General features: G+C 57.5%; 18 protein-coding genes and 1 riboswitch. Of the genes, 11 read left to right on the forward strand and 7 right to left on the reverse strand.

Annotation, left to right across the window (positions count from 1 at the left end):
* Position 1: 1 nt before the first annotated feature.
* The 3 genes from IM313_RS14990 (at position 2) to katG (ending at position 5,875) form a co-directional block, all read left to right on the forward strand.
* Positions 2 to 2,434, forward strand: a complete 2,433-nt coding sequence (locus IM313_RS14990; protein ID WP_041911800.1) for a bifunctional aspartate kinase/homoserine dehydrogenase II — start codon at positions 2 to 4, stop codon at positions 2,432 to 2,434.
* Between the two features lie 225 nt (positions 2,435 to 2,659).
* Positions 2,660 to 3,547, forward strand: coding sequence for a methylenetetrahydrofolate reductase (gene metF, locus IM313_RS14995; RefSeq protein WP_041911801.1), 888 nt, complete (start codon positions 2,660 to 2,662; stop codon positions 3,545 to 3,547).
* 147 nt (positions 3,548 to 3,694) lie between these two features.
* Positions 3,695 to 5,875: a catalase/peroxidase HPI gene (katG, locus tag IM313_RS15000; RefSeq protein WP_126300697.1), complete on the forward strand. Its 2,181-nt coding sequence runs from the start codon at positions 3,695 to 3,697 to the stop codon at positions 5,873 to 5,875.
* Between the two features lie 91 nt (positions 5,876 to 5,966).
* Here the strand turns inward: katG and IM313_RS15005 are convergent, their stop codons facing one another.
* The 5 genes from IM313_RS15005 to argE all read right to left on the reverse strand — a co-directional run bounded on the left by IM313_RS15005 (position 5,967) and on the right by argE (position 12,770).
* Positions 5,967 to 7,070, reverse strand: coding sequence for a glycerol dehydrogenase (locus IM313_RS15005; protein ID WP_192972073.1), 1,104 nt, complete (start codon positions 7,068 to 7,070; stop codon positions 5,967 to 5,969).
* Between the two features lie 12 nt (positions 7,071 to 7,082).
* A complete protein-coding gene (gene fsa / locus IM313_RS15010; protein ID WP_192972074.1) occupies positions 7,083 to 7,745 on the reverse strand; it encodes a fructose-6-phosphate aldolase in 663 nt (220 codons plus the stop codon).
* Between the two features lie 128 nt (positions 7,746 to 7,873).
* Positions 7,874 to 8,638 (reverse strand): AraC family transcriptional regulator, encoded by a 765-nt coding sequence (locus IM313_RS15015; RefSeq protein ID WP_048959179.1) that lies wholly within the window; start codon positions 8,636 to 8,638, stop codon positions 7,874 to 7,876.
* A 57-nt stretch (positions 8,639 to 8,695) separates the two neighbouring features.
* Positions 8,696 to 11,347: a phosphoenolpyruvate carboxylase gene (gene ppc, locus IM313_RS15020; RefSeq protein ID WP_192972075.1), complete on the reverse strand. Its 2,652-nt coding sequence runs from the start codon at positions 11,345 to 11,347 to the stop codon at positions 8,696 to 8,698.
* A 271-nt stretch (positions 11,348 to 11,618) separates the two neighbouring features.
* Positions 11,619 to 12,770, reverse strand: a complete 1,152-nt coding sequence (argE, locus tag IM313_RS15025) for an acetylornithine deacetylase (RefSeq protein WP_028014830.1) — start codon at positions 12,768 to 12,770, stop codon at positions 11,619 to 11,621.
* Between the two features lie 88 nt (positions 12,771 to 12,858).
* On the opposite strand from argE, the gene argC reads away from it, so the two are divergent.
* The 4 genes from argC (at position 12,859) to oxyR (ending at position 17,307) form a co-directional block, all read left to right on the forward strand.
* Positions 12,859 to 13,863, forward strand: coding sequence for an N-acetyl-gamma-glutamyl-phosphate reductase (argC, locus tag IM313_RS15030; protein WP_192972076.1), 1,005 nt, complete (start codon positions 12,859 to 12,861; stop codon positions 13,861 to 13,863).
* 6 nt (positions 13,864 to 13,869) lie between these two features.
* Positions 13,870 to 14,646: an acetylglutamate kinase gene (argB, locus tag IM313_RS15035; RefSeq protein ID WP_098946274.1), complete on the forward strand. Its 777-nt coding sequence runs from the start codon at positions 13,870 to 13,872 to the stop codon at positions 14,644 to 14,646.
* A 74-nt stretch (positions 14,647 to 14,720) separates the two neighbouring features.
* Entirely contained in the window at positions 14,721 to 16,094 is a 1,374-nt protein-coding gene (gene argH, locus IM313_RS15040) for an argininosuccinate lyase (protein WP_045260261.1), read from the forward strand.
* 295 nt (positions 16,095 to 16,389) lie between these two features.
* Positions 16,390 to 17,307, forward strand: a complete 918-nt coding sequence (oxyR, locus tag IM313_RS15045) for a DNA-binding transcriptional regulator OxyR (protein WP_025758848.1) — start codon at positions 16,390 to 16,392, stop codon at positions 17,305 to 17,307.
* On the opposite strand, the gene sthA is transcribed toward oxyR, so the two are convergent.
* Positions 17,290 to 18,690 (reverse strand): Si-specific NAD(P)(+) transhydrogenase, encoded by a 1,401-nt coding sequence (sthA, locus tag IM313_RS15050; protein WP_045260262.1) that lies wholly within the window; start codon positions 18,688 to 18,690, stop codon positions 17,290 to 17,292. The two genes, oxyR and sthA, sit on opposite strands and share 18 nt — an antisense overlap.
* A 196-nt stretch (positions 18,691 to 18,886) precedes the next feature.
* Between sthA and fabR the strand changes: the two genes are divergently transcribed.
* Both fabR and IM313_RS15060 read left to right on the forward strand, forming a co-directional pair.
* The gene (gene fabR, locus IM313_RS15055; RefSeq protein ID WP_008501784.1) at positions 18,887 to 19,525 is read left to right on the forward strand and encodes an HTH-type transcriptional repressor FabR; all 639 of its coding nucleotides are present in this window, start codon (positions 18,887 to 18,889) and stop codon (positions 19,523 to 19,525) included.
* A gap of 9 nt (positions 19,526 to 19,534) precedes the next feature.
* On the forward strand, positions 19,535 to 19,894 hold the full coding sequence (locus IM313_RS15060) for a YijD family membrane protein (RefSeq protein ID WP_192972077.1): 360 nt from the start codon (positions 19,535 to 19,537) through the stop codon (positions 19,892 to 19,894).
* Positions 19,895 to 19,949: 55 nt separating this feature from the next.
* On the opposite strand, the gene trmA is transcribed toward IM313_RS15060, so the two are convergent.
* Positions 19,950 to 21,050, reverse strand: coding sequence for a tRNA (uridine(54)-C5)-methyltransferase TrmA (gene trmA, locus IM313_RS15065; protein WP_182034785.1), 1,101 nt, complete (start codon positions 21,048 to 21,050; stop codon positions 19,950 to 19,952).
* A 104-nt stretch (positions 21,051 to 21,154) separates the two neighbouring features.
* Positions 21,155 to 21,331: riboswitch (cobalamin riboswitch) on the forward strand.
* 65 nt (positions 21,332 to 21,396) lie between these two features.
* On the opposite strand from trmA, the gene btuB reads away from it, so the two are divergent.
* Positions 21,397 to 23,244: a TonB-dependent vitamin B12 receptor BtuB gene (btuB, locus tag IM313_RS15070; RefSeq protein WP_182034787.1), complete on the forward strand. Its 1,848-nt coding sequence runs from the start codon at positions 21,397 to 21,399 to the stop codon at positions 23,242 to 23,244.
* Positions 23,189 to 24,040, forward strand: a complete 852-nt coding sequence (gene murI, locus IM313_RS15075; RefSeq protein WP_059357419.1) for a glutamate racemase — start codon at positions 23,189 to 23,191, stop codon at positions 24,038 to 24,040. Before btuB ends, murI begins: the two co-directional genes overlap by 56 nt.
* Positions 24,041 to 24,264: the final 224 nt, after the last annotated feature.

Here is a 24,264-nt window from a genome sequence, read left to right on the forward strand (position 1 = left end):
CATGAGTGTGATAGCGCAGGCAGGGGCGAAGGGTCGTCAGCTGCACAAGTTTGGTGGTAGTAGTCTTGCTGATGTGAAATGTTATCTGCGCGTCGCAGGGATCATGACCGAATATTCACAGCCGGGTGACATGATGGTTGTCTCGGCGGCGGGCAGCACCACCAACCAGTTGATTAGCTGGCTGAAACTGAGCCAGACCGATCGCCTTTCTGCGCATCAGGTGCAACAGTCCTTACGTCGTTACCAGAGCGAGCTGATTGCCGGCCTGCTGCCTGCGGACGTGGCGGACGGGCTGATCAGCGCCTTCACGCATGACCTTGAGCGTCTGGCTGCTCTGCTGGACAGCGGGATTACCGACGCGGTGTACGCCGAAGTGGTGGGCCACGGTGAAGTGTGGTCCGCGCGCCTGATGGCCGCCGTGCTGCAACACCTGGGCGTGGACGCGGCCTGGCTCGACGCGCGTGATTTCCTGCGCGCGGAACGCGCCGCCCAGCCGCAGGTGGATGAAGGCCTGTCCTATCCGCTGCTGCAACAGCTGCTGGTGCAGCATCCGGGCAAACGTATTGTGGTCACCGGCTTTATCAGCCGCAGCAACGCCGGTGAAACCGTGCTGCTGGGCCGTAACGGCTCGGACTACTCGGCAACGCAGATCGGTGCCCTGGCGGGCGTGTCCCGCGTTACCATCTGGAGCGACGTGGCCGGTGTCTACAGCGCGGACCCGCGTAAAGTGAAAGATGCCTGCCTGCTTCCGCTGCTGCGTCTCGACGAAGCGAGCGAGCTGGCGCGTCTGGCGGCCCCGGTGCTGCACGCGCGCACGCTGCAGCCGGTTTCCGGCAGCGATATTGACCTGCAGCTGCGCTGTAGCTATACGCCGGATCAGGGGTCTACCCGCATTGAGCGCGTGCTGGCGTCCGGCACGGGCGCGCGCATCGTCACCAGCCACGACGACATCTGCCTGATTGAGTTCCAGGTGCCTGCGGGTCAGGACTTCAGGCTGGCGCATAAAGATATCGACACGATCCTGAAACGCGCCCAGGTGCGTCCGCTGGCCGTTGGCGTGCATAACGATCGTCAGCTGCTGCAGTTCTGCTATACCGCCGAAGTGGCGGACAGCGCGCTGAAAATTCTCGACGAAGCGGGCCTGCCGGGCGAGCTTCGCCTGCGTCAGGGGCTGGCGCTGGTGGCGATGGTCGGCGCGGGCGTCACCCGTAACCCGCTGCACTGCCACCGTTTCTGGCAGCAACTGAAGGGCCAGCCGGTGGAGTTCACCTGGCAGTCGGAAGAGGGCATCAGCCTGGTCGCCGTGCTGCGTAAAGGTCCAACCGAAAGCCTGATTCAGGGTCTGCACACCTCGCTGTTCCGCGCGGAAAAACGCATCGGCCTGGTGCTGTTTGGTAAGGGTAACATCGGTTCCCGCTGGCTGGAGCTGTTCGCCCGCGAACAGGTCACGCTTTCGGCGCGTACCGGGTTTGAATTTATTCTTGCGGGCGTGGTGGATAGCCGCCGCAGCCTGCTGAACTATGAAGGGCTGGACGCCAGCCGGGCGCTTGCCTTCTTTAACGATGAAGCGGTTGAGCAGGATGAAGAGTCGCTGTTCCTGTGGATGCGCGCGCACCCGTATGACGATCTGGTGGTGCTGGACGTCACCGCCAGCGAACAGCTTGCCGATCAGTATCTGGATTTCGCCAGCCACGGTTTCCACGTCATCAGCGCCAACAAGCTGGCGGGGGCGAGCAGCACCGATAAATACCGTCAGATCCACGACGCGTTTGAAAAAACCGGCCGCCACTGGCTCTATAATGCCACCGTTGGCGCGGGCCTGCCGGTTAACCATACCGTGCGTGACCTGATTGAAAGCGGCGACAGCATTCTGGCGCTGAGCGGGATCTTCTCCGGCACGCTCTCCTGGCTGTTCCTGCAGTTTGACGGCACCGTACCGTTCACCGACCTGGTGGATCAGGCGTGGCAGCAGGGCTTAACCGAGCCCGATCCGCGCGTTGACCTCTCCGGTAAAGACGTGATGCGCAAGCTGGTGATCCTGGCGCGTGAAGCCGGTTATGACATCGAGCCGGATTCCGTACGCGTCGAGTCGCTGGTGCCTGCGGGCTGCGAAGAAGGTTCTGTTGATCACTTCTTCGAAAACGGCGACGAGCTGAATGACCAGATGGTGCAGCGTCTGGAAGCGGCAAACGAGATGGGGCTGGTGCTGCGCTACGTGGCGCGTTTCGAGGCGAACGGTAAGGCGCGTGTGGGTGTCGAGGCGGTGCGTCCTGACCATCCGCTGGCGGCCCTGCTGCCGTGCGATAACGTCTTCGCCATTGAAAGCCGCTGGTACCGCGATAACCCGCTGGTGATCCGCGGCCCGGGCGCGGGGCGCGACGTCACCGCTGGGGCTATCCAGTCCGATATTAACCGTCTGGCTAAGCTGCTGTAAAAAGTGAATTTCCCTCTCCCTGTGGGAGAGGGTTAGGGTGAGGGCATCAGACCGCGCTCACCCTCATCATGAACTCCCTTCATCTTCCCTGAGCAAACCTCACCGTTATTGTGATTATTTCTGTTGACGTCACGCCGCTTTTCCGTCATTTTTACATCTGGACGTCTAAACGTATAGAAGTTCACAACACAACAGACAATGACACGCGAAAGATAGAGGTAAGGTATGAGCTTTTTTCACGCCAACCAGCGGGAAGCACTGAATCAGAGCCTGGCCGAAGTAAACGGCCAGATTAACGTCTCTTTTGAATTTTTCCCGCCGCGCACCAGTGAAATGGAGCAAACCCTGTGGAGCTCTATCGATCGCCTGAGCAGCCTGAAGCCGAAGTTTGTCTCCGTGACCTACGGCGCCAACTCCGGCGAGCGTGACCGTACGCACAGCATTATTAAAGGCATCAAAGATCGTACCGGTCTGGAAGCAGCGCCGCATCTGACCTGTATTGACGCCACCCGCGATGAGCTGCGCGCCATTGCCCAGGACTACTGGAACAACGGGATTCGCCATATCGTTGCCCTGCGTGGCGATCTGCCGCCGGGAAGCGGCAAGCCGGACATGTACGCTACCGATCTGGTCGCGCTGCTGAAAGACGTTGCTGATTTTGATATTTCCGTGGCCGCCTACCCTGAAGTCCACCCGGAAGCGAAAAGCGCCCAGGCGGATTTGCTTAACCTGAAGCGTAAGGTGGAGGCCGGTGCCAACCGCGCCATCACCCAGTTCTTCTTTGACGTGGAAAGCTATCTGCGCTTCCGCGACCGCTGCGTCTCGGCAGGTATCGACGTCGAAATTATCCCGGGCATTCTGCCAGTCTCTAACTTCAAACAGGCGAAGAAGTTCGCCGATATGACCAACGTTCGCATTCCGCTGTGGATGTCCAAAATGTACGAAGGGCTGGACGATGACGCGGAAACCCGCAAGCTGGTGGGGGCCAATATCGCGATGGACATGGTGAAAATATTAAGCCGTGAAGGGGTGAAAGATTTCCACTTCTACACGCTAAACCGCGCGGAAATGAGCTACGCCATTTGTCACACCCTGGGCGTTCGTCCTGCGTAACAACCTGAAAGCCCTCACAAAGTGAGGGCTTTTTAATCAAACAAATAGTTAAAAGGTATTAACTATCGAATCTGTGGATTAATTCAACTATATCTTATTGCTAGTGGTGTATATCGTAACGGTAACACTGTAAAAGGGAGCATAGCGATGAGCACGTCAGACGAGAGCAATAACGCAGCATCAGCCGGCAAATGCCCGTTCCATCACGGCGGCGTCGATCACAGCGCGGGCGCAGGTACGGGCAGCCGCGACTGGTGGCCAAAACAACTCCGTATCGATCTTCTTAACCAACATTCCAATCGTTCGAACCCGCTGGGTGAAGACTTCGACTACCGCAAAGAATTCAGCAAGCTTGATTACTCTGCCCTCAAAGGCGATCTCAAAGCACTCTTAACCGACTCTCAACCGTGGTGGCCAGCCGACTGGGGCAGCTACGCGGGCCTGTTTATTCGCATGGCCTGGCACGGGGCAGGTACTTACCGCTCCGTTGACGGACGCGGCGGCGCCGGACGCGGCCAACAGCGCTTTGCGCCGCTGAACTCCTGGCCTGATAACGTCAGCCTGGATAAAGCGCGCCGCCTGCTGTGGCCAATCAAGCAAAAATACGGACAAAAAATCTCCTGGGCCGACCTGTTTATTCTCGCGGGTAACGTGGCGCTGGAGAACTCCGGCTTCCGCACCTTTGGTTTTGGCGCCGGTCGTGAAGACGTCTGGGAACCGGATCTGGACGTGAACTGGGGTGATGAAAAAGCCTGGCTGACCCACCGTGACCCGGAAGCACTGGCGAAGCGCCCGCTGGCGGCCACCGAAATGGGGCTGATTTACGTGAACCCGGAAGGGCCAAACGCCAGCGGTGAACCGCTGTCTGCTGCGGCGGCAATCCGCGCCACCTTTGGCAACATGGGTATGAATGACGAAGAGACCGTCGCGCTGATTGCCGGCGGCCATACGCTCGGTAAAACCCACGGCGCGGGTGAAGCCACGCACGTAGGTACCGATCCGGAAGCCTCGCCGATTGAAGCGCAGGGCTTAGGCTGGGCCAGCACGCACGGCACCGGTATTGGCGCTGACGCCATCACCTCCGGGCTGGAAGTCATCTGGTCGCAAACTCCGACCCAGTGGAGCAACTACTTCTTCGAGAACCTGTTCAAATACGAATGGGTGCAGACCCGCAGCCCGGCAGGTGCGATTCAGTTTGAAGCCGTGGATGCGCCGGAAATCATGCCAGACCCGTTTGACCCGTCGAAAAAACGTAAGCCAACCATGCTGGTCACCGACCTGACGCTGCGTTTCGACCCGGAATTCGAGAAAATTTCCCGTCGCTTCCTGAACGATCCGCAGGCCTTTAACGAAGCCTTCGCGCGCGCGTGGTTCAAACTGACCCACCGTGATATGGGGCCAAAAGCGCGGTACATCGGCCCGGAAGTGCCGAAAGAAGATCTGATTTGGCAGGATCCGCTGCCTCAGCCGGTGTTCCATCCGACGCAGGAAGACATTGAAAGCCTGAAAGCGGAAATCGCGGCCTCTGGCCTCTCCGTGAGCGAGCTGGTTTCAGTGGCATGGGCGTCTGCATCGACCTTCCGCGGCGGCGACAAGCGCGGCGGCGCCAACGGCGCGCGTCTGGCGCTGGCGCCTCAGCGCGACTGGGATGTGAACGCCGCGGCGGTACGTGCGTTACCGGCTCTGGAAGCTATTCAGCGCACCACCAATAAAGCCTCGCTGGCGGATATCATCGTGCTGGCGGGCGTTGTGGGCGTTGAGCAGGCGGCGAAAGCCGCGGGCGTTTACGTCAACGTGCCGTTCACGCCGGGCCGTGTGGATGCTCGTCAGGATCAGACGGATATCGAGATGTTTAACCTGCTCGAACCGATTGCCGACGGCTTCCGCAACTACCGTGCGCAGGTGGATGTGTCCACGACGGAATCATTGCTGATTGATAAGGCCCAGCAGCTGACCCTGACCGCACCTGAGTTGACGGTGCTGATCGGCGGCCTGCGCGTGCTGGGCACGAACTTTGATGGCAGCAAGAATGGCGTATTCACCAGCCGCGAGGGCGTGCTGAGCAACGACTTCTTCGTAAACCTGCTGGATATGAATACCCAGTGGAAAGCGACCGACGATTCAAACGAGCTGTTTGCCGGTAGCGATCGCGCCAGCGGTGAAGTGAAATACACCGCGACCCGCGCCGACCTGGTCTTCGGTTCGAACGCCGTCCTGCGCGCGCTGGCCGAGGTTTACGCCAGCAGCGATGCGCACGAGAAGTTTGTCCGCGACTTCGTTGCCGCATGGGCGAAGGTGATGGATTTGGATCGGTTTGACGTGAAGTAGCCATTGTGCCGGGTGGCGGCTACGCCTTACCCGGCCTACAAATTAAAGTGCCATGTAGGCCGGGTAAGCGCAGCGCCACCCGGCTTTTTTATTACTCCCACTCCTGCAGGAATCGCTGTCCATACTGGTCTGCCACCAGCAGCGCCGCATACACCTGATCCGGCGTGACGCCCCCCGGCATGTTGTGGATCGTTTCTCCTTCCGCACAAGAGGCTTCGGCAATCAGACGCATTTTGGCCGGAATATCCTCTTTGATGTTCAGCTGTGCCAGGGTGATCGGCAGCCCTACGCTGTGGCAAAGCGCCGCGACGGTCTCAATTTCTTCTACCGGCGCGTTTTCCAGCACCAGCTGCGTCAGCGTACCAAATGCCACTTTTTCCCCATGATAGAAGTGATGCGCGTCAGGCACCGCCGTCATGCCGTTATGAATAGCGTGTGCAGCCGCCAGCCCGCCACTTTCAAAGCCGACGCCGCTGAGATAGGTGTTGGCTTCGATAATGCGTTCCAGCGCAGGCGTTACCACATGCTGTTCCGCCGCCAGCATCGCTTTTTCACCCTCTTCAACCAGCGTGTTGTAGCACAGCTCGGCGAGCGCTAATGCCGCCTGTGTACATTTACCCCCGGCCATGGTGGTCGCGCCGCTGCGCGAGCAGGCGCGTGCTTCAAACCAGGTCGCCAGCGCGTCGCCAATCCCGGCGGCCAGCAGACGTGCAGGCGCACCTGCTACCACTTGCGTATCCACAATGACCATATTCGGGTTGTGCGGCAGCATCAGGTAGCGATCGAACTCGCCGCTGTCGGTGTAAATAACGGAAAGGGCGCTGCACGGCGCGTCGGTGGAAGCGATAGTCGGCGCAATGGCGACCGGTACGTCCATAAAGTGAGCCAGCGCTTTCGCGGTATCAAGCGTTTTACCGCCACCAATCCCCAGTACTGCCAGGCAGTCGGCGCTGTCGGCCAACTTTTTCAGGCGATCGATTTCATTTTGCGAACATTCGCCGCCAAACGGCGCGATTTCGGCATGCAGTTCGGCTTTTTTAAAACTCTGGCGCAGGGTGTCTTCGGCAAAACCCAGCACAAACTTATCACCGACGATCAGCCAGCGGTTTGCCAGGGGTTTCAGATAGTCGCCGAGACGGGTCAGCACATCCGCGCCCTGGATATATTTCCCCGGCGATTGAATGATACGGTCCATAACAGTTCTCCCTTAGAGATTGAGGTTACCAAACGCGTTTTTCCAGTCCTGCTCGAACTTTTCTATGGCCGACTCTACCGCTGGGGTACCGAGCATTTGTTGCGCTACGTCTAAGGGGATCGTGATTGCCTCGCATCCGGCCAGCAGGCAGTCCAGCGCCTGACGCGGTGTTTTAAAGCTGGCAGCCAGCACTATGCTTTCCGGCGCATGCAGTTCCAGCAGGGACTGCAGCTCCTGTACCATGCGAATACCGTCGCCGCCCTGTGCGTCGACGCGGTTGACGTACGGCGCAACGTATTTCGCGCCTGCCAGCGCGGCCAGTAAACCCTGAGCGGCGCTGTAAACGGCGGTGCCCAGCGTGGTAATACCCTCTCTTTTCAGCTCTTTAATGGCGATAAGCCCCTGCGCGGTGACCGGAATTTTCACCACAATACCGGGGATGGCGTTACTCAGGCGTTTGGCCTCCGCCACCATGCCTTCGGCGTCGCGGCTCATGGTTTGAGCAAACAGCGTACCGTTCGGCCCGACGGCTTTTTGCAGCCGCGGCAGCACGTCCCAGATGGATTCACGGCTGGCGGCAATGATGCTTGGATTTGTGGTGACGCCCGCTATGGGAAAAATGCGCGCCAGGCGCTCAACTTCCGCCACGTTGGCGGTATCCAGGTACAGTTCCATTATTTTTCCTTAAGTCAGAAAGGTTGAATAAAGGATAAGGCCCGGCTGAGTGCGGCGGATACAGGTCAATTTTGCCAAATACTGGACAAATGTAATGTCCTTAGCGAAGTGCGATAGCGATCACAATGCTATTTTTTGGCGATAAGCTGGCTGTGATACTGGCGACGATATTCGGAAGGGGAACGCTCGGTGTGCTTGCGAAAGAGGCGACAAAAGTAGTTGCTGTCAGGAAATCCGCAGCGTGCGGCAATATCTTTAATTTTGAGATCGTAGCCTTTCAGCAGCTGGCGTGCATGTTCCAGCCGCGTTTGCGTCAGATACTCGTTGAACCCCACGTGGCCGATCTTCTGAAAGAGATGGGAAAGGTAGTTCGGCGAGATGTAGAACGCCTGTGCCACGGATTCGCGTGTTAACGAAGAGGCGTAATTTTCTTCGATATAGCTACGAACGGCTTCGAATAGCGCCCGGCTGCGGTTAGCGGTGTGGATGTCACTGCCAAGCAGATCCCGGCAGTGGCTGAGCAAGCTTAATACCACCAGCATGGCTGTGTCTTGCTCGTCTGGCTGCATCTGTAATTCGGTGAGCGCTTGCAGAAGAAAAGCACCCGTTCGCGGGCCACGCCGGGGAACCTGCAGCTGCTGCAAAAGCGCGTTGTCACGCTGTAAATCGAGAGTCAGCTGCTGCTTACCGAAATGTATGCTCAGGGCGTTAGGCGGTGGAAGCGTGATGTGTCCAAAGGATGAAAATATCGCCTCACAGGGGGGAGCAAGGGTAATGACGAGGCAGGGAGATGTTCGGGGATGCTGTTCAGCCAGCGCTGAGAAATGAATCTGGCCCAGCGGTAACGTACGGTTCACCAGGTCAGCCAAAATTCGGGTGATATCGGAATACATGAGAAGACTACCGAAACGTGCCGGGCGGCGCTAAAAACGCCTGCCCGGCATAAAGCATTACCCAGTGTTACGCATACCCGCCGCAACGCCCGCAATCGTCACCATCAGCGCCTGTTCAACGCGAGGATCCGGCTCTTTACCTTCCTCTTCCGCCAGGCGGGAACGGTGCAGCAGTTCAGCCTGTAAAACGTTCAGCGGGTCGGTGTAGATGTTACGCAGCTGGATTGACTCGGCGATCCACGGCAGGTCCGCCATCAGGTGCGAGTCGTTGGCGATGTCCAGCACCACTTTGATGTCGCCTTCCAGCAGCTCGCGCAGTTCTTTACCCAACGCCCACAGCTCTGGTTTCACCAGCCGCTGGTCGTAGTATTCCGCCAGCCACAGGTCGGCCTTCGAGAAGACCATCTCCAGCATGCCCAGACGGGTAGAGAAGAAGGGCCAGTCGCGGCACATGGTTTCCAGTTCGTTCTGTTTGCCGTCTTCCACCACTTTTTGCAGCGCGGCACCGGCACCCAGCCAGGCGGGTAGCATCAGGCGGTTCTGCGTCCAGGCGAAGATCCATGGAATGGCGCGCAGGGATTCAACGCCACCGGTCGGGCGACGCTTGGCCGGACGCGAGCCCAGCGGCAGTTTACCCAGCTCCTGCTCAGGCGTTGCTGAACGGAAGTAAGGCACGAAGTCTTTGTTTTCACGCACGTAGCCGCGGTACAGATCGCAGGAGATGTCTGACAGCTCGTCCATGATGCGGCACCAGGATTCTTTTGGCTCCGGCGGTGGCAGCAGGTTCGCTTCCAGGATCGCGCTGGTATAGAGCGACAGGCTGCTGATGGTCACTTCCGGCAGGCCATACTTGAAGCGGATCATCTCGCCCTGCTCGGTGACGCGCAGGCCGCCTTTCAGGCTTCCCGGCGGCTGCGACAGCAGCGCTGCGTGCGCCGGTGCGCCGCCACGGCCAATTGAACCACCGCGTCCGTGGAACAGGGTCAGCTCAATACCGGCTTTCTCGCAGGTTTTGATCAGTGCGTCCTGCGCCTGATACTGCGCCCAGGATGCCGCCATCACGCCCGCATCTTTAGCGGAGTCGGAATAGCCAATCATCACCATCTGTTTGCCCTGAATAAAGCCGCGGTACCAGTCGATATTCAACAGCTGGCTCATGACGTCGTTGGCATTGTTCAGGTCGTCGAGGGTCTCAAACAGCGGGGCGACCGGCAGAGCGTAGTCGATGCCCGCTTCTTTCAGCAGAAGATGAACGCCCAGCACGTCGGACGGGGTTTTCGCCATAGAGATCACGTAGGCGGCCACCGATCCTTTCGGCGCATCGACGATCGCTTTACAGGTGTTGAGCACCTCGCGGGTGTCGTTGCTTGGCTCCCAGTTGCGCGGCAGCAGAGGGCGCTTGGAGTTCAATTCGCGGATCAGGAACGCCTGCTTGTCGGCTTCTGACCAGCTTTCATAGTCGCCGATGCCGAGATAGCGGGTCAGCTCGCCCAGCGCTTCAGTATGGCGGGTACTTTCCTGACGGACGTCGATACGCACCAGCGGTACGCCGAAACACTTCACGCGGCGCAGGGTATCAAGCAGTTCGCCGTTGGCGATGATGCCCATGCCACAGGCCTGGAGTGATTTATAGCAGGCGTACAGCGGCTCCCAGAGCTGTTCGTTCTGGCTCAGCAGACCTTCCGGCTTCGGCAGGCGCTGGCCTTTAAGGCGCGCTTCCAGCCACGCCTGGGTGGCCATCAGCTGACCGCGCAGCTTTTTCATCAGGAAACGGTACGGCTCGCTGGCACCTTCTTCACCGGCCAGCGCGCGCAGTTCCGGCGTCGCTTCAACCATCGACAGCTCGGAGATCAGCACCTGAATATCTTTCAGGAACAGGTCGGTCGCTTTCCAGCGGCTCAGCAGCAGGACGTGACGGGTGATTTCCGCGGTCACGTTCGGGTTGCCGTCGCGGTCGCCGCCCATCCAGGAGGTGAAGCGCACCGGCACAAAGTCTACCGGCAGACGATAGCCCAGGTTTTCTTCCAGCTGTTCGTTCAGCTCGCGCAGGTAGTTTGGTACCCCTTCCCACAGGCTGTTTTCCACCACCGCAAAGCCCCATTTGGCTTCGTCGACCGGGCTTGGGCGATGCTTACGAATTTCATCGGTATGCCAGGACTGGGCAATCAGCTGGCGCAGACGGCGCATCAGCTGGTTGCGCTCGTAGTCGGCAATGTCTTTGTTATCCAGCTGCTTCAGGCAGCTGTTTACTTCCACCATCTTGTGGATCAGCGTACGACGGGTGATTTCGGTTGGGTGTGCGGTCAGCACCAGCTCCAGCGAAAGGGACTCCACCGCTTTTTTGATGGTGGCTTCGTTGAGGTCTGGCTGGTCTTTCAGTTTACGAAGGGTGCGGGCAATGACTTCCGGGTTGCTGGCCGCTTCGCCGTTTGGCGAAATGCTGTGGTATTGCTCAGCGGTGTTTGCCAGGTTCAGGAACTGGCTGAAGGCGCGGGCAACGGGCAGCAGCTCATCGTTAGAGAGGTTCTGCAAGGTGTTGAGCAGCTCCTGACGACTGGCCTCGTTACCGGCACGGGAAGATTTGGACAGCTTGCGGATGGTTTCAACGCGGTCGAGGATGTTCTCCCCCAGCGCGTCTTTGATGGTATCTCCAAGCACTTTGCCGAGCATGCTGACATTACTACGCAACGCGGAATATTGTTCGTTCATAAAAACCCAGTCACCCCATCATTTTTGTTTATGCCCAGGCGAAAATCTTCTGGACATTATTTTGTCATCTCCCTTTATAAAGCCACGTAAAACCCCCGTCGTCAATTGCTGCGAAAACGGTTCAGCAAACGAATAAATGCGGGCAATTTACGAAATTTAATTCGCATTGCGTCAGATAAGAGATGCTTATGGAAATGTGACGGTGATCATGCGATTTGTTGCCCTGACCCTAACCCTCTCCCACAGGGAGAGGGGACTTTTCGGTGCGGTTTTAATGCCAGCAGAAGTGATGCACAACCTGGGTAATCAGCTCGCGGGTGGGCTTGATGAAGCGGGTTTCTAGATATTCATCCGGCTGGTGGGCCTGGTTAATGGAGCCAGGGCCGAGGACCAGCGTCGGGCAAAGCGTTTGAATAAAAGGCGCTTCGGTGCAGTAGTTCACCACGTCGGTTTTCTCGCCGAGCAGTTTTTCCACCACCTGAACCAGCTGATGGTCTGGCGGGCATTCGTAGCCCGGGATTGGCGGATGCAGTTCGGAGACTGTCAGGCGTCCCGGCCAGCGCTCGCTCACAGGGGCCAGCGCTTCATTCAGCAGGCCATCCAGATCGCTCAGCGTCATGCCCGGCAGCGGACGGATATCCATATGCAGTTCGCAGCAGGCGCAGATGCGGTTGGACGCATCGCCGCCGTGCAGGCTACCGAGGTTCAGCGTCGGATACGGCACGGTGAATGCCTCGTAGTGATACCGCTCTTTCAAATCGTCGCGCAGGGTCATAATGCGGCCAATGGCGTCGTGCATCAGCTCAATGGCGTTCACGCCGCGCGCCGGATCGCTGGAGTGACCGGACTGGCCCAGCACGCGCACCGCGGTAGAAATATGGCCTTTGTGCGCACGAATCGGCTGCAGAGAGGTCGGTTCACCGATGATCGCGCAGTCCGGACGAATCGACGTGTTTTCAGAGAAATAACGTGCGCCCGCCATGCTGGTCTCTTCATCGGCGGTTGCCAGAATGTAGAGCGGTTTTTTCAGCTTCGTCACGTCCACGTCACGCAGCGCGTCGAGGATAAAGGCGAAGAAGCCTTTCATGTCGGCGGTACCCAGACCGTAGAGCTTGTTGTCATGCTCGGTCAGGGTGAACGGATCGCGCGTCCAGCGGCCGTCGTCAAACGGTACGGTGTCGGTATGGCCGGCCAGCAGCAGGCCGCCCGCACCGGTTCCGGTGCTGGCGAGCAGGTTAAATTTGTGGCGTGTTCCGGGGACGGGCTGAACCTCAACGTTAAACCCAAGATCGCTAAACCAACCCGCCAGCAGATTGATTAAAGACTCATTACTCTGATCCAGCGCTTCTTCGGTCGCACTGATGGACGGTGTGGCAATCAGGGCGCGGTAGATCTCGATAAATGGCGGTAAGTTCATTTTCATTGTTGACACACCTTAGGTCGTGATAGTATCAATATTCATGCAATAAATGTGAATAAAAATACATTAACGTTGAGCATAAAGGAACCCGATGTTGAATACGCTGATTGTAGGCGCTAGCGGTTATGCGGGCGCAGAGCTTGTAAGCTACGTAAATCGCCACCCTCATATGACCATAACCGCTTTGACCGTGTCAGCGCAAAGCAATGATGCAGGAAAGTTAATTTCCGATTTGCATCCGCAGCTTAAGGGCATTGTCGATCTGCCGCTGCAGCCGATGTCTGACATCAGCGAGTTTACCGACGGCGTCGACGTGGTGTTTTTAGCCACCGCGCACGAGGTCAGCCACGACCTTGCGCCGCAGTTCCTGGCGGCCGGCTGCGTGGTGTTTGACCTCTCCGGCGCGTTCCGCGTTAACGACGGCGCGTTCTACGAAAAATATTACGGCTTCACTCATCAGCATCCGGATCTGCTTGAAAAAGCGGTGTACGGCCTGGCGGAGTGGAGTGCGGATAAACTGAAAGAAGCGGACCTGATTGCCGTTCCGGGCTGCTACCCGACGGCGGCGCAGCTCTCCCTGAAGCCGCTGATCGACGCCGGTCTGCTGGATCTGAGCCAGTGGCCGGTGATCAACGCCACCAGCGGCGTGAGCGGTGCGGGGCGCAAGGCCGCTATCTCCAACAGCTTCTGCGAAGTGAGCCTTCAGCCGTATGGCGTGTTTAATCACCGCCATCATCCTGAAATTACCACCCATCTGGGCGCGGAGGTGATTTTTACCCCGCACCTGGGCAGCTTCCCGCGCGGGATCCTCGAAACCATCACCTGTCGCCTGAAGTCGGGCGTGACGAAAGACCAGGTGAGCGAGGCCTTCACGCAGGCGTATGCGGATAAGCCGCTGGTGCGTCTGTACGACAAAGGCGTGCCGGCGCTCAAAAACGTGGTTGGCCTGCCGTTCTGCGATATCGGCTTTGCCGTACAGGGCGAGCATCTGATTGTGGTCGCCGCAGAAGATAACTTACTCAAAGGCGCTGCCGCACAGGCAATGCAGTGTGCAAATATTCGTTTCGGCTTCCCTGAAACGCAGGCTCTTATTTAAGGTGTGATGATGAACCCATTAATTATCAAACTCGGTGGTGTACTGCTGGACAGCGAAGAAGCGCTGGAGCGCCTGTTTACCGCGCTGGTGAACTATCGCGAATCGCACCAGCGTCCGCTGGTGATTGTGCACGGCGGCGGCTGCGTGGTGGATGAGCTGATGAAAGGGCTGAATCTGCCGGTGAAAAAGAAAAATGGCCTGCGCGTCACGCCTGCTGACCAGATTGACATCATTACCGGCGCGCTGGCGGGCACGGCGAACAAAACGCTGCTGGCATGGGCGAAGAAACACCATATTGCGTCCGTTGGCCTCTACCTGGGCGACGGTGATAGCGTAAAAGTGACCCAGCTCGACGAAGAGCTCGGCCATGTTGGACTGGCGCAGCCAGGTTCGCCTAAGCTGATTAACACCCTGCTGGAAGGCGGTTTCCTGCCGGTGGTGAGCTCTATCGGCGTGACCGAAGAGGGCGAGCTGATGAACGTTAACGCAGACCAGGCGGCAACCGCGCTGGCGGCCACGCTGGGCGCGGACCTGATCCTGCTCTCCGACGTGAGCGGCATTCTCGACGGTAAAGGCCAGCGCATAGCGGAAATGACCGCCGCCAAAGCCGAGCAGCTGATCGCTCAGGGCATTATTACCGACGGCATGATCGTCAAAGTGAACGCCGCGCTGGATGCGGCGCGCACGCTGGGCCGCCCGGTGGATATCGCCTCCTGGCGTCACGCGGAGCAGCTCCCGGCGCTGTTTAACGGCACGCCGATTGGCACGCGTATTTTAGCGTAAGTTTTTAGTGAATGACCGTAGGCCGGGTAAGCGAAGCGCCACCCGGCGGAACTAACGAATAAAGGAACGATGTTATGGCACTTTGGGGTGGGCGTTTTACACAGGCAGCGGATCAGCGGTTCAAACAGTTCAACGACTCTTTGCGCTTCGACTACCGCCTGGCCGAACAGGATATTGTCGGCTCTGTGGCCTGGTCCAAAGCGCTGGTGACCGTTGGCGTACTGACCGCAGACGAACAGCAGCAGCTGGAAGAGGCGCTGAACAACCTGCTGGAAGAGGTGCGTCTGGATCCGCAGCAAATCCTGCAGAGCGATGCCGAAGATATTCACAGCTGGGTGGAAGGCAAGCTGATCGACAAAGTCGGCCAGTTGGGTAAAAAGCTGCACACCGGCCGTAGCCGTAACGACCAGGTCGCCACCGACCTGAAGCTGTGGTGTAAAGAGACCGTTGGCGAACTGCTGGCGGCCAACCGTCAGCTTCAAAGTGCGCTGGTAGAGACCGCGCAGAACAATCAGGACGCGGTGATGCCGGGTTATACCCACCTGCAGCGCGCGCAGCCGGTGACCTTTGCGCATTGGTGTCTGGCCTACGTTGAGATGCTGGCGCGTGACGAAAGCCGTCTGCAGGATACCCTGAAGCGTCTGGACGTCAGCCCGCTGGGCAGCGGCGCGCTGGCCGGTACGGCGTATGAAATCGACCGCGAGCAGCTGGCAGGATGGCTGGGCTTTGCTTCCGCCACCCGCAACAGCCTGGACAGCGTATCTGACCGTGACCATGTGCTGGAGCTGCTCTCCAATGCCTCTATCGGGATGGTGCATCTTTCGCGCTTTGCCGAAGACCTGATCTTCTTTAACTCCGGTGAAGCGGGCTTCGTTGAGCTGTCCGATCGCGTGACCTCAGGCTCGTCGCTGATGCCGCAGAAGAAAAACCCGGACGCGCTGGAGCTGATCCGCGGCAAGTGCGGTCGCGTGCAGGGCGCGCTGACCGGTATGATGATGACCCTGAAAGGGCTGCCGCTGGCGTACAACAAAGATATGCAGGAAGACAAGGAAGGGCTGTTCGACGCGCTCGACACCTGGCTGGACTGTCTGCACATGGGCGCGCTGGTGCTGGACGGCATTCAGGTGAAACGTCCGCGCTGCCAGGAAGCGGCGCAGCAGGGCTATGCCAACTCTACCGAACTGGCGGACTACCTTGTCGCGAAGGGCGTACCGTTCCGCGAGGCGCACCATATTGTGGGCGAAGCGGTAGTGGAAGCGATTCGTCAGGGTAAACCGCTGGAAGATCTGGCGCTTGCCGACCTGCAAAAATTCAGCGCGGCGATCGGGGAGGATGTGTACCCGATTCTGGCGCTGCAGTCCTGCCTGGATAAACGTGCGGCGAAAGGCGGCGTGTCGCCGAAGCAGGTGGCGCAGGCGATTGCGGATGCGAAAAACCGCCTGATTTGATGCCTGAAACGTCGGGTGGCGGCTTCGCCTTACCCGACCTGCAAAACCCCAGCCCAACCCTGAGTTGGGCTTTTTTACGCAAAAAAAAAGCGGACCACGGGGTCCGCAAAAGTTCACGTTGGCTTTAGTTGTTCGAGTTTTGAGAGAAACTCGCTGACGGTGCGGGGACGTCAAGGGTCAAACACGTGCCGCCTCGTCTATGTGGCGTATTATTCAACAGAATGCTTGATAGGGATAATCGTTCGTTGCTATGCTATCTATCGCCATGAACTATCGTGGCGACGGAGGATGAATAATGAATATTCGTGATCTTGAATACCTGGTAGCGTTAGCCGAGCATCGTCACTTTCGCCGCGCGGCAGATTCCTGCCATGTCAGCCAGCCCACGCTGAGCGGGCAGATCCGCAAGCTGGAAGACGAGCTGGGCGTGATGCTGCTGGAGCGCACCAGCCGTAAGGTTCTGTTCACACAGGCAGGTCTTCTGCTGGTGGATCAGGCGCGCACCGTGCTGCGCGAGGTCAAAGTGCTCAAGGAAATGGCAAGCCAGCAGGGAGAGGCCATGTCCGGCCCGCTGCATATTGGCCTGATCCCAACCGTTGGCCCGTACCTGTTACCGCACATCATTCCCATGCTGCACCAGACGTTCCCGAAACTCGAAATGTACCTGCACGAAGCGCAAACCCATCAGCTGCTGGCGCAGCTGGACAGCGGCAAGCTCGACTGCGCCATTCTGGCGCTGGTAAAAGAGAGCGAAGCGTTTATTGAAGTACCGCTGTTCGATGAGCCGATGATGCTGGCGATCTATGAAGATCACCCGTGGGCGAACCGCGATCGCGTGCCGATGGCCGATCTGGCCGGTGAAAAGCTGCTGATGCTGGAAGACGGTCACTGCCTGCGCGATCAGGCGATGGGCTTCTGCTTCGAAGCGGGCGCTGACGAAGATACCCACTTCCGCGCAACCAGTCTGGAAACGCTGCGTAATATGGTGGCGGCGGGAAGCGGTATTACGTTGCTGCCTGCGCTGGCCGTGCCACGCGAGCGTAAGCGTGATGGCGTGGTGTACCTGCCGTGCATTAAGCCGGAGCCGCGTCGCACCATTGGCCTGGTGTATCGCCCAGGGTCACCGCTGCGCAGCCGCTATGAGCAGCTGGCAGAGGCCATCCGCGGTGCGATGGATGGCCATTTCGACAGCGCATTAAAACAGGCGGTTTAAGCCGTTCAGCGCGGCTACCCGATAGGCTTCCGCCATGGTCGGGTAGTTAAAGGTGGTGTTAACGAAGTACTCAATGGTGTTACCACCACCTTTCTGCTCCATGATAGCCTGGCCGATATGAATGATTTCCGCCGCGCGTTCACCGAAGCAGTGAATCCCGAGGATCTCTTTCGTCTCGCGATGGAACAGAATTTTCAGCGTTCCCACGCTCATCCCCACGATTTGCGCCCGCGCCAGATGTTTAAACTGTGCACGACCCACCTCGTAAGGCACCTTCATTGACGTCAGCTGCTGCTCGGTTTTCCCGACAGAACTGATTTCCGGAATGGTGTAGATCCCCGTCGGAATATCCTCGATCAGATGCGCCGTTGCTTCACCCTTCACCAGCGCCTGAGCGGCAATGCGGCCCTGATCGTAAGCGGCGGAGGCCAGGCTCGGGTAGCCAATTACGTCGCCCACCGCGTATACGTGCGGCAGCGCGGTCTGATACATGCTGTTGACCTTCAGCTGACCGCGGCTGTCTGTTTCAAGCCCGATATTTTCCAGCCGCAGTGAATCGGTATTGCCGGTACGGCCGTTGGCGTACAGCAGGCAGTCGGCTTTCAGCTTCTTACCGGACTTCAGGTGCATGATCACACCATCATCGCAGCCTTCTATTTTCTCGTACTCTTCGTTGTGACGAATCACCACGCCGCTGTTCCAGAAGTGGTAGGAGAGGGAGTCTGACATTTCCTGATCGAGGAACGCCAGCAGGCGATCGCGGGTGTTAATCAGGTCAACTTTGACATCCATTCCGCGGAAGATCGACGCGTATTCGCAGCCGATGACCCCTGCGCCATAGATAATGACGTGGCGGGGTTCATGGTGCAGGCTCAGAATGGAGTCGCTGTCGTAGACGCGCGGGTGTGAGAAGTCGACGTCGGCCGGATGGTAAGGGCGTGAACCGCAGGCAATCACAAATTTTTCAGCGGTGATCGTCTCAATCGAACCGTCGTGGCATTCGAGTGCCAGGGTATGTTCATCCACAAAATGCGCGTTGCCCTGCAGGATTTCACAATGGTTACGCTCATAAAAGCCCTGACGCATGCGCGTCTGCTGGTTAATGACGGTATCCGCGTGATTCAGGATGTCGGCAAAGGAGGAACGAAGAAGTCGGGAGTGGTCGCTGTAAAGAGGGTTCTGGTTAAATTCGATAATGCGGCTAACGGCGTGGCGGAGGGCTTTCGAAGGGATGGTGCCCCAGTGGGTGCAACCGCCGCCGACATTATGGTAGCGCTCGATGACCGCTACTCTGGCTCCCTGTTTCACCAGACCCATAGCAGCACCTTCGCCGCCGGGGCCGGAACCAATAACTATTGCGTCGTAATCGTAGGAATGTGGCATGGCAAGGCTTACCTGTTCTTATACATAAAAGCAACAGAATCATAACATCATTGCCAGGGTAACCCAATTATCGTTGTGCTTTTTTCCGGCAGTGGAGCACAAACCGCACGTAAACAATCATTCACAAAGCTGAGCAAACAGATTAATTTTATTCTCTGGTATAGTGCCATCAGGCCTTTGGAAGGATTCAACTATCGTGATGGGCGTAAGAGCACAACAAAAAGAGAAAACCCGGCGTTCGCTGGTGGAAGCCGCATTCAGTCAACTGAGTGCTGAGCGGAGTTTTGCCAGTTTGAGCCTGCGCGAAGTCGCACGCGAGGCCGGGATTGCGCCAACGTCCTTCTATCGTCACTTCCGTGATGTGGATGAACTGGGCCTGACCATGGTCGACGAGAGCGGTTTGATGCTGCGCCAGCTGATGCGCCAGGCGCGTCAGCGTATCGCCAAAGGCGGCAGCGTGATCCGCACCTCCGTGTCGACGTTTATGGAATTTATCGGTAATAACCCCAACGCGTTTCGTCTGCTTCTGCGCGAACGTTCGGGCACATCGGCAGCGTTCCGTGCCGCCGTCGCGCGGGAAATTCAGCACTTCATCGCGGAACTTGCCGACTATCTTGAACTCGAAAACCATATGCCGCGTGCCTTTACTGAAGCACAGGCCGAGGCGATGGTGACGATTGTGTTCAGCGCGGGTGCCGAAGCGCTGGACGTCAGCATTGAACAACGCAAGCAGCTTGAAGAGCGACTGGTATTGCAGCTCAGGATGATCTCCAAAGGCGCGTACTACTGGTATCGCCGTGAACAAGAGAAACTGGCACATCAAACCGAAGAGTGAAGGTGAGTAATGAAACAGTCAGGTCAGGATAAAGGGACGCTGTTGCTGGCATTGATCGCTGGCTTATCCATTAATGGCACGTTTGCCGCTATTTTTAGCTCCATCGTGCCATTTTCGATTTTCCCGCTTATTACGCTGGTGCTGACGGTCTACTGCCTGCATCAGCGTTACCTGAACCGTACGATGCCGGTCGGGTTACCGGGGCTGGCCGCTGCCTGTTTTATTCTGGGCGTATTGCTGTATAGCACCGTGGTGCGCGCGGAGTATCCGGATATCGGCTCTAACTTCTTCCCTGCGGTACTGTCCGTGGCGCTGGTGTTCTGGATTGGCTCGCGCATGCGTAGCCGCAAGAGTCAACTGCCAGAGTAATGGGATCTGAGTAGGGCAGGTAAGCGAAGCGCCACCTGCCAAAAACGCCGGCTAGTTACTTCGCCGTGAGCAGTACACCGCACTCCATATGGTGTGTATACGGGAACTGATCGAACAGCGCCAGACGTTCAACCTTGTGCGTCTGGCTTAATGTTTCCAGATTCTTGCACAGCGTCTCCGGGTTACAGGAGATGTACAAAATACGCGGGTACGCCTGCACCATCTTCTCGGTTTCGCTGTCCAGGCCACTGCGCGGCGGGTCGACAAAAATCGTCTCACACTGGTAGCTCTTCAAATCGATCCCTTCCAGGCGGTTAAACTGGCGTACACCGTTCATGGCCTGGGTGAACTCTTCTGCCGCCATGCGAATGATCTGCACGTTATCGATATGGTTAGCGGCGATGTTGTACTGCGCGGCCGCTACCGACGGCTTGGCGATTTCCGTTGCCAGCACGCGTTCGAAGTTACGCGCCAGCGCCAGCGAGAAGTTGCCGTTACCGCAGTACAGCTCAAGCAGATCGCCCTTAGACCCTTCCGTCGCCTTCAGCGCCCACTCCAGCATCTGCACGTTCATCGCGGCATTCGGCTGGGTGAAGCTGTTTTCCACCTGACGGTAAACCATCTCTTTACCTGCCACCGGCAGACGCTCGTCGACGTAATCCTGATCCAGCATGATTTTGGTTTTGGTCGCGCGGCCAATCAGGTGTACGTTGATGTTCTGCGCACGCAGCGCATCGCGCAGGGCTTCGGCCTGCTCGCGCCATTCGTCGTTCAGCGCTTTGTGGTACAGCAGAGAGACAATCGCCTGATTGCTTTGCGTGGTCAGATAGTCAATCTGGAACAGCTTGTGGCGCAGCACCGGATTGTTGCGCACGCCTTCAATGATCAGCGTCATCAGCTGGTTGATAAGCTCGCTCGCTGCCGGGAAGCTGTCCACGCGAATGCGTGATTTGGTCTGTTGATCGAAAATGATGTGGTACAGGTCGTCGCCGTCATGCCAGATGCGGAACTCGGCGCGCATGCGGTAGTGGCTGACAGGGGAGCGGAACACCTCGGGAACGGGCGCATTGAAAGGCGTCATCATACTTTGCAGGCGGACAACTTTCTCGGCCAGCTGCGCGTCGTACTGTTCTGTCGGGAGGTGTTCTGGGGTCATGATGCGTCCTGAGTGATAAAGAATTACGCGGGGATTGTAGGGATTGTTCAGGGGATGTCCAGATTTAATGGCCAATAGCTGTCTGGACATCTATACGTGTCTAATTGTAGCATTCTGTTTCCGGTCTCCTGAGAGTGAAAAGGGAATCCAGTGAAAATCTGGAGCTGACGCGCAGCGGTAAAGACTGGCGGGATGAGAGCTGTAGACACTGTGAAAATGGGAAGTCTTCATCCGTATAACGCCACCTAGCCCGAAGACCTGCCGGGATCACGTCGCATTTGGTTTCATCATCGCGTGCTATAGATGAGGCCTGCGGCATCCTTCTTATATTGTGGATGCTTTAACAATGATTAAAAAAGTATCGCTGTTGACGGCGCTGTCCGTCACGGCATTTTCGGGCTGGGCGCAGGATAGCGCTGACTCGTTGGTGGTGACGGCAAATCGTTTTGAACAACCTGAAAAAACTATTCTGGCAGCAACGTCGGTGGTTACGCGTGCCGATATTGACCGCTGGCAATCAACCTCGGTGCTGGACGTTATGCGTCGCCTGCCCGGTGTGGACACGGCGCAAAATGGCGGGATGGGGCAACTCTCTTCTCTCTTTATCCGTGGCACCAACTCCAGCCACGTCCTGATTCTCGTTGACGGCATCCGCCTTAACCAGGCGGGCGTCACGGGGTCGTCCGATCTCAGCCAGTTCCCGATCTCCCTGGTGCAGCGTATCGAATATGTGCGTGGACCGCGTTCGGCGGTCTACGGCTCGGATGCGATTGGCGGTGTAGTCAACATTATTACCACCCGCACGAAGGACGGTACGACGCTGAATGCCGGCGTAGGGTCGCACGGTTACCAGAATTATGGCGGCAGTACCCAGCAAACGCTGGGCGACAGCACGCGCGTCACGCTGGCGGGGGATTACACCTATACCAAAGGTTTCGATGTGGTTGCGGACGGCAACAATGGTGGCCTTGCCCAGACCGATCGCGACGGATTTATGAATAAAACGCTCTACGGCGCACTGGATCACGCATTCTCAGACCAGTGGAGCGGATTTGTTCGCGGCTTTGGCTACAGCAACCGTACGGCCTATGACGGTTACTACAGCTCATTTACCCCTGACGTTCTGGTCGATACCCGCCAGCTCTATAGCCAGACCTGGGACGCAGGATTACGCTTCAACGAGGACATCTTCCATTCACAGCTGCTCACCAGCTATAGCCACAGCAAAGACTATAACTACGACCCTAATTTGGGCCGTTACGATTCGACGGCCACGCTGGATGAAATCAAACAGTACAACGTTCAGTGGCTCAACTCCGTTGATGTGGGGCACGGGAACATTGGTGCAGGCGTTGACTGGCAGAAGCAGAGCACCGAGCCGGGTACAAACTACGTGACCAACGGCTACAACCTGCGTAACACCGGCGTCTACCTGACCGGGCTGCAGCAGCTGGGCGATTTCACTCTGGAAGGGGCGGTTCGCAGCGATGACAACTCTCAGTTTGGTCGCCATGGCACCTGGCAAAGCAGTGCAGCGTGGGAGTTCGTGGACGGCTACCGCTTCATTGCTTCTTATGGTACGGCCTATAAGGCCCCGAATCTGGGTCAACTCTATGGCTTCTATGGCAATGACCATCTTGATCCAGAAGAGAGCAAGCAGTGGGAAGGGGCGTTTGAAGGCCTGACGGCAGGCGTGAGCTGGCGCGTGTCCGGCTATCGTAATGACGTTGATAATCTCATCGACTTCAATAATAACCTTCAGGAATATTACAACGTCGGCAAAGCACGCATTAAGGGTGTGGAAGCGACGGCGTCGTTTGATACAGGTCCGTTGACGCATACCGTTGGCTACGACTATGTGGATGCCCGCAATGCGGCGACCAACGAACTTCTGGACCGTCGTGCTAAGCAGCAGGTGAAATATCAGCTCGATACGCAGATCTATGATTTCGACTGGAGCCTGACGTATCACTATCTCGGCACGCGTTACGACACTGATTTTGGTTCTTATCCGTCAGAAAAAGTGAAAATGGGCGGTGTGAGCCTGTGGGATGTCGCAGTTTCATATCCGGTCACCTCACACCTCACAGTTCGTGGTAAAATAGCCAACCTGTTCGATAAAGATTACGAGACAGTTTATGGCTACCAAACTGCAGGACGGGAATATACCTTGTCTGGCAGCTACACCTTCTAATCCGCGCCCTACCGTGCTGGTGTTTGATTCCGGCGTCGGTGGGCTTTCGGTCTACGATGAGATTCGGCATCTCCTGCCGGATCTCCATTACATCTACGCCTTCGATAACGTCGCTTTTCCGTATGGGGAAAAGAGTGAGGACTTTATCGTTGAGCGCGTGGTTGAAATCGTCACCGCGGTACAAAAGCGCTATCCCCTTGCGCTGGCGGTCATTGCCTGTAATACGGCGAGCACCGTTTCTCTTCCCGCCCTGCGTGAAAAATTCCAGTTCCCGGTTGTGGGCGTTGTTCCTGCCATAAAGCCTGCCGCGCGCCTGACGGCGAACGGTATCGTGGGCTTGCTGGCTACGCGTGGCACGGTGAAGCGTCCTTATACCCGCGAGCTGATCGACCGTTTTGCTAACGAATGCCAGATTGCAATGCTTGGCTCCGCAGAGCTGGTGGAGATGGCGGAAGCGAAACTGCACGGCGAGACGGTATCGCTCGAAGAGCTGCGTCGTATTCTTCGTCCGTGGCTGCGGATGCCCGAACCACCGGATACGGTTGTGCTGGGCTGCACCCACTTCCCTCTCTTGCAGGAAGAGCTATTAGAAGTGCTTCCGGAGGGGACGCGGCTGGTGGATTCTGGTGCGGCGATCGCCCGTCGTACGGCCTGGCTGCTGGAGCATGAAGCGCCGGATGCGAAATCTACCGATGCAAATATCGCATTTTGCATGGCTATCACGAAAGAGACTGAGCAACTTTTACCCGTTTTACGCCGTTATGGCTTTGAAACGCTCGAAAAACTGGCGCTGTAGCACGGTTTTGAGCAAAAAAGAGACGGTTGAAAGTTTTTTTTAAAAGAGGGGTTGTCAACGTCTGAGAACTCCCTATAATGCGCCTCCACTGACACGGAACAACGGCTTACAGGCCGCCGGGTTAGCGGGGTTCAGAGATGAACGCCAACAGAGAAAAGTGAAAATAATCGCTTGACTCTGAATGAGGAAAACGTAATATACGGGACCTCGCAACGGTGAGCTGA

Source organism: Enterobacter cloacae complex sp. P2B, from assembly GCF_014895985.1.
GTDB classification, from domain to species: domain Bacteria; phylum Pseudomonadota; class Gammaproteobacteria; order Enterobacterales; family Enterobacteriaceae; genus Enterobacter; species Enterobacter bugandensis.